The sequence below is a fragment of the Paenibacillus sp. Pae15 genome (assembly GCF_024519685.1).
GTDB lineage: Bacteria > Bacillota > Bacilli > Paenibacillales > NBRC-103111 > Paenibacillus_G > Paenibacillus_G naphthalenovorans.
Map to the genome: position 1 here is coordinate 53,797 of NZ_JALJRM010000030.1, position 6,132 is coordinate 59,928.

Below are 6,132 nucleotides of genomic sequence, written 5' to 3' on the forward strand. Positions count from 1 at the left end.
GCGGAAGCAGCGAATAGCTTAGAGCTGCTCCACCACATCATCCAAAGGAAGATCCATCACTTTTTTGAGTTCAAAAATCTGTACTTTAGCCATACGTTCGGATACATTTAAGGAGATCAGCCTTCCGTTTCCGAACGATGTAATCACTTCACTGCCGACACGGGGCAGGTCGTCCTTGGCACTTTCATAATTATCATGCTCATATTTCAAGCAGCACATTAATCGTCCGCAAAGACCGGATATTTTCGTCGGGTTGAGCGATAAGTTTTGATCTTTAGCCATTTTGATCGATACCGGCTCAAAATCCCCCAAGAAAGAAGAGCAGCACAGGATGCGTCCGCATGGTCCGATGCCGCCCAGCATTTTGGCTTCGTCCCTGACACCGATCTGGCGAAGCTCGATGCGTGTCCGGAAAATCCCGGCCAAATCCTTCACCAGCTCTCGGAAATCAACTCGTCCTTCCGCCGTAAAATAAAAAATTATTTTGTTTCGGTCAAATGTATATTCAACATCCACCAGTTTCATACGAAGCTGATGATCCTTAATCTTTTCCTGGCAAATAGTAAATGCATTATTGGCCGCCTGCTTGTTATCCTCTACCAGCTTGGCATCCTGATGGTCAGCGATGCGGATAACCTTCTTCAGCGGAAGAACCACATCGGACTCTCCAACCGTCCTGCGACCGATCACAACCTTACCGTATTCAACACCGCGAGCCGTTTCTACGATCACGGCGCTATCTTGGTCGACCGGAAGATCACTTGGGTCAAAGTAATAAATTTTACCCGCTTTTTTGAAGCGAACACCTACTACGGAGAACAATCCTACACCCCCTTAAGCTTCATAAATATATTTTCCAGCGCCAGCTGGGGATTGGCATGAAACCGCAATCGTTTCTGCGTCTCTACCGCCTGCTCGAGACAGTAGATCCAATGCTCGATCGGGTAAGACAAAGCTTGCTTCGACATCCAATCGGCCTGATCGGAATAAATCAGTCCGTCCCTATTGCCCAAGCTAAGCTGTACCATATCCTTGAGCCACAAAATAAGCATATCCATAAATTTTGGCAGTTGTTCGGAAAATTCGCCCTTCGTCAGCTTCTGCTGTGCGGTCAGCAGAGCGGCGGGCAACCGGGTCAAACTTTCCCTTACTAATTGTATCACTAGATTTCGAAGTTCTGCAAACCCATTTCCTTGAATCAACCCGCGAGCCGCTTCCGTTCCCGCCGCCATATGCACAGCGGCTTGCACCAGGACAGCCGGGTGCCCTTCTTGAAGCAGCGCCTTTTGCATTTCACTCCGGCCGATTGGCACAAAGGGAATCCATTGTGATCTGGAGCGGATTGTCGGAAGCAGGGCTTGTCCGTTATCCGTGATCAGAATGGCCACAACCTGGGATGCGGGTTCTTCCAAAAATTTAAGCAAGCTGTTCGCAGCCTGAACCGTCATTTTTTCGGCTTCCTCAATAATATACATCTTGATTCCGGAAGCCGAGGCACGGTAAGCGAATTGCTTTTGAAGCTCCCGGATTTGCTCAATCTTAATTGAGGCCCCCTCCGGCTTCACCTCGTGCAAATCAGGATGATTTCCATGCAGTACCTTGCGGCAGTCCAAGCATTCACCGCAGGCATCATCGGGCAGCACCTTACAATAAATTGCTTGCGCAAAAGCTTTGGCCATCGCCCTTCGTCCCGTTCCGGACGGCCCCGTGAAAATATAGGCATGCGATATTTTATCCGTTCGAAGACTGTTTTGTAAAATACGTTTTACACGTTCCTGTCCTGCTATGGATTGAAAAGACATGACTGTCTCTATTCCTTTCCGTTATAAGAAAACCTCTATCAAGGCCATTATGATGAGCAGCCCCGATCTAAAAAGACAAATTGATCAGGATGCCGCGAATTTCACCGACTTTGCGGAGCAACTCAATACGTCCTTGCTCACTATCCAGCATCTCCTCGGCCAATCCAAGCAGTTCCCGATCAATTTCCTCCAGAAGCTTATACCGTTTACCTCTGCCTCGCCGATCCCACCCTCGCGTCTCACGGAGCTGTACGCCGCGGCGCGCGGTTTCCTCAAGAAACTGCTTGACCAGCAGCTTATACTGCCGCAGCTCGCGGACGGTCATCGATTTGGCAAGCCGCTGCCCCTGGTGTTCAATTTGCTGCAAAATACGTTGAAGCTGCTCCCGGGTAGCTCTTTGGTCCTGCTGCTGCATCATATCGCTAAACGACTTTTGCTGAAGCTGCTGAGACGAATTGTTCTCGCTTCGTATAATTTCTTTACCGAAAGGCCGCCAGCCCGGGTTAATTTTCACATCGTCCGCATCCTTTTTCCTTAAAAATGCTCAAATTGTTCGACCGGAAGCACGAATACCGCGGCTCCGCCCACCTGAACTTCGACCGGGAAAGGAATGTATGAATCCGTTGTTCCTCCCATCGGAGATACCGGGGTGACCACCTGTTCCCTGATCTTGCAGTTCTCTTTAATGATCTGCAGCGCTTCATTCACCCGTTCGTCTTCCGTACCGATGATGAACGTCGTGTTTCCCGCACGTAAGAATCCGCCTGTACTTGCCAATTTCGTAGCGCGAAAGCCTTCTTTAATCAATGCGTTGGACAAGCGATTGCTGTCTTTGTCCTGCACAACGGCTATAACCAATTTCATACATCCAGCCTCCTTTGCCAAATGAATGATCCGCGTCCCTACATTTATAATTAGACAAGAGGTTGAACAATTCCTTCTATTATATAATATAGGCTCGATTTTATATTATTTCAGTTTTATTATACTCTTCTGGGGAGATATTGGTTCACGATTTGTTTCAGCTCGCGGAGTACGGCATCCAGCTCTTGCTCTGCATCCAATCTTATCATCCGATCCGGAAATCGCTCCAGCAGCTGCAGATAACCTTCCCTGACCTTATGGTGAAAAGACATGGATTCCAAATCAAGCCGGTTGATCTCCCGCCCTTGATCTGCATGAATCCGGGCAAGCCCCGTTTCCGGACTCACATCCATGAATAAAGTAAGGTCCGGCATCCACTCTTCGATCGCGAATCGATTAATCGCCAGCACATCATCTATTCCGAGCCCCCGGGCATACCCTTGGTAAGCCAAACTGCTGTCGATAAACCGGTCGCATATGACCACCTTACCTGCTTGGAGAGCCGGAATGACCTTTTCTGTCAAATGCTGACGTCGTGCCGCCGCATAAAGCAGCGCCTCGGTACGGGCATCCATAGCCGTGTGGCTTTTGTCCAATATCACCGCTCGGATATGTTCCGCGATAGGAATTCCCCCCGGTTCACGAGTCGATACCACCTCATAGCCATGCTCCGCTGCCTGATCTATAATCACGCCGATCGCCGAGGTTTTCCCGGCCCCCTCGCCGCCTTCCACCGTTATAAAAAAACCTTGTCTCACGTTCCCGTCTCCTTATTCCCCAGCTTGATATACCGGCACTCTTCCGGATTTTGCCACATCATACCCGTGAAACCGGGAACCGAAAACCGTAAGCCGCTCCAAGTAGGCCGCCACTTGTTTCGTAATCCTCTCTCCCGGATACAACACCGGAATACCCGGAGGGTAGGGAACGATCATTTCCGCCGCTCTACGGCCTGCACATTCGGCCACCGGCAGCATGTCAACCTCACAAGAATGATGATGTTCCTGTCCCCAACCGAAAGACACAGGCTCAGAGATGCTCCCCTCCAATACCTCGCTCTCCGCATTGGTACAAACCAATTCCGATGAAGGAGAGTCTCCTGCGGCCTTGTTGATGTCGGCGAGCGCTTCTATAAGACGCTCCCCGTCGCGGAGCGTACTGGCTATACTGAATACACATAGCACATGCTCCGGGTCGGCCAATTCAGGATAACAGCCACGAAGCTCCAACTGCTCCTTTAAGGAATAGCCTGAAAGTCTATTTTTTGCATCGCTGAGCACGATTTTGAAAGGATCCTGTTTATAGCTGTTCCCGGATCGCAGGCTCTCCGGCATCGTCCACAGCTTCCAACGTGGCTGCGCGGCGAGGCGCTTGCGAATCTCGTTCATTATCTGAAGTCCGTGCTCCAGAAGCTCCGTCCCCTGCTCCGCCAACAACCGCCGGCTTACATCAAGACTCGCCATAATCGGATAAGAAGGACTCGAACTCTGCAGCATGGCGAGCGCTTTCCGAAGTAAACGACGGTTAAGCCGTTCACCCTGCACATGCAGCATGGCCCCCATGGTCATGGCAGTCAGCATTTTGTGAGTAGACTGCACCACCGCATCCGCGCCCGCGGCCAGCGCCGATGACGGCAAAGCCGGATGAAAGCCAAAATGAGCGCCATGCGCTTCATCTACGAGCAGAAGCTTTCCTTGGCCATGCAGCAGCTGAGCCAGAGAAGTAAGGTCTGCCGCCATTCCGTAATAGCTTGGATTCGTAACAAACAGCCCTTTCGCCTCAGGATAGCGCTTCAGAGCTTCTTCCACGTCTGGGACACGAAGTCCGATGGTCAATCCGGAATGCCGCTCGCATTGGGGCGTAATAAAAACGGCCTGCGCTCCCGCCAGCGTAAGCCCGTGAATGACCGATTTGTGTACATCTCTCTGCACGAGCAGAAGATCCCCGGGGCGGCATGCGGACATGATCATCGCCAGATTTCCAGCCGTACTTCCGCCCACAAGAAATAACGTTTCTTCCGCTCCAAAGCAACTCGCGGCCAATTCTTGAGCTTCTTTGATCGCCTCTTCCGGATGGTGCAGATCATCCAGTCCGGGAATTTCCGTCAGATCAATGTTCAGTACGCTGCCGTAATGTCCCCAAGCGCCTGAATATGCCTTTGACCTGGATTTGTGGCCAGGTACATGAAGGCTTACCGCGTTTCTTTGCGCATGTGCGGCAAGCTTCTCGAAGAGCGGTGCTCTATGATGTAATCCCATGAACATCCTCATTTCACAAACCGATAATACACGTATTGTACCAAACAAAAAAGCCCGCTTCCATCCTTGTTCAAGATAAAATGAGCCGGTTCGCGCAAAGGTTCACGCATTTTTTTTATAAATAATTTGTTTCATCTGATGTATGAAAAAAGGATATTTAGGGTCGCTTACATCCGTTCTGACCATCTCTTTCTCACAATCGTCACATATAAATTCGGATATAATCATGATGCCTTGTTCCTTATTGAGTCCGCAGATGATGCAGGGTCCTGTACATTCGTGCTGCAGCGCATCGCCCATTTCAATCACCTCTATTCTTTTATCTATCAGTATGTCCGATTCTCTCAAGAATAAACCGTCCTGAAGTATTTTTATGTAAACGATGCTTATCCTGTGCGTATTGCCTTATAATTTAACTATAGCTTACCGATATATGTATTGGATCTATTATACGATAGACAGGTGGATGCAGACCTTGAATACTTACAATAAACCTAATGAAAGAAGCTTGTCCAAAGATTCAACCATCTATCACTATCGTCTGCTCAAAAGGATACATTATAAACCTTTTTTTGCATATATGTTCTGGCCTGTTGCGGCCATTATTCCGCTGCTGTCTTTTTTTCTGATTCACCCCGCAGCCGTCTTGTCAGGTATTGTCGTTGTCCCCGTCCTTCACGCTTTTATCATTCAATTGCTGCTCCGGACCAAAGAAAGACATGCGCCCAAAACTTGGAAGTGGTCTATGCGATTCCCTTGGCTGGGATACGTCCCCGACAGCTATATTGCATTGGCCAAAGCCTGCCGGCTTCATCTGCACACATTGTGGATCGTGTTTATTATTATAGGATGCTTCTATCCCTGGATGTCACCTATGTATTTGGTTTACCTGCTGTTCATCCATATCTGGCTATTGCTTCCCCGTCTCCTTCTGCTATTCCTGCTTCGTAAACATCGATCCAACGGGTACTTGAAACTTAATGATAACGACACGTCCTGCTATGCCCAATAGCGGGATGTTCGCCTTAGCCATATCATTAGGCCTTTGGATATAAGTGAATTAAAAAAAGCCAACGTTCGTGATTTGAACGATGGCTTTTCGCTTGCGCCCTGAAAACTGGATCGAAACCAAGCCGCTGATCATCTTCATGTGCTTTTTGGATAAGCCCTCGACCGATTAGTATTCGTCAGCTCCACACGTTGCCGTG

8 protein-coding genes are annotated in these 6,132 nt (G+C 49.3%); 1 reads left to right on the forward strand and 7 read right to left on the reverse strand.

Annotated features, from left to right (window positions below; translation table 11 throughout):
* Nucleotides 1-18 precede the first annotated feature (18 nt).
* From NR121_RS20670 to NR121_RS20705, 7 genes are all read right to left on the reverse strand, one after another.
* Nucleotides 19-822 (reverse strand): PSP1 domain-containing protein, encoded by an 804-nt coding sequence (locus NR121_RS20670; RefSeq protein WP_062410323.1) that lies wholly within the window; start codon nt 820-822, stop codon nt 19-21.
* A gap of 2 nt (nt 823-824) precedes the next feature.
* Nucleotides 825-1,802 (reverse strand): DNA polymerase III subunit delta', encoded by a 978-nt coding sequence (holB, locus tag NR121_RS20675; RefSeq protein WP_137671184.1) that lies wholly within the window; start codon nt 1,800-1,802, stop codon nt 825-827.
* Nucleotides 1,803-1,869: 67 nt separating this feature from the next.
* On the reverse strand, nt 1,870-2,316 hold the full coding sequence (locus tag NR121_RS20680) for a YaaR family protein (RefSeq protein ID WP_062410321.1): 447 nt from the start codon (nt 2,314-2,316) through the stop codon (nt 1,870-1,872).
* 20 nt (nt 2,317-2,336) lie between these two features.
* Nucleotides 2,337-2,666, reverse strand: coding sequence for a cyclic-di-AMP receptor (locus tag NR121_RS20685; protein ID WP_062410320.1), 330 nt, complete (start codon nt 2,664-2,666; stop codon nt 2,337-2,339).
* Between the two features lie 119 nt (nt 2,667-2,785).
* Nucleotides 2,786-3,424, reverse strand: coding sequence for a dTMP kinase (gene tmk, locus NR121_RS20690; RefSeq protein WP_256831850.1), 639 nt, complete (start codon nt 3,422-3,424; stop codon nt 2,786-2,788).
* A gap of 12 nt (nt 3,425-3,436) precedes the next feature.
* On the reverse strand, nt 3,437-4,924 hold the full coding sequence (locus NR121_RS20700; RefSeq protein WP_306274599.1) for an aminotransferase class I/II-fold pyridoxal phosphate-dependent enzyme: 1,488 nt from the start codon (nt 4,922-4,924) through the stop codon (nt 3,437-3,439).
* 102 nt (nt 4,925-5,026) lie between these two features.
* Nucleotides 5,027-5,224 (reverse strand): sigma factor G inhibitor Gin, encoded by a 198-nt coding sequence (locus NR121_RS20705; protein WP_054819627.1) that lies wholly within the window; start codon nt 5,222-5,224, stop codon nt 5,027-5,029.
* Nucleotides 5,225-5,399: 175 nt separating this feature from the next.
* Here NR121_RS20705 and NR121_RS20710 point away from each other — a divergent pair, with 175 nt between their 5' ends.
* A complete protein-coding gene (locus NR121_RS20710; protein WP_062410316.1) occupies nt 5,400-5,936 on the forward strand; it encodes a hypothetical protein in 537 nt (178 codons plus the stop codon).
* Nucleotides 5,937-6,132 lie beyond the last annotated feature (196 nt).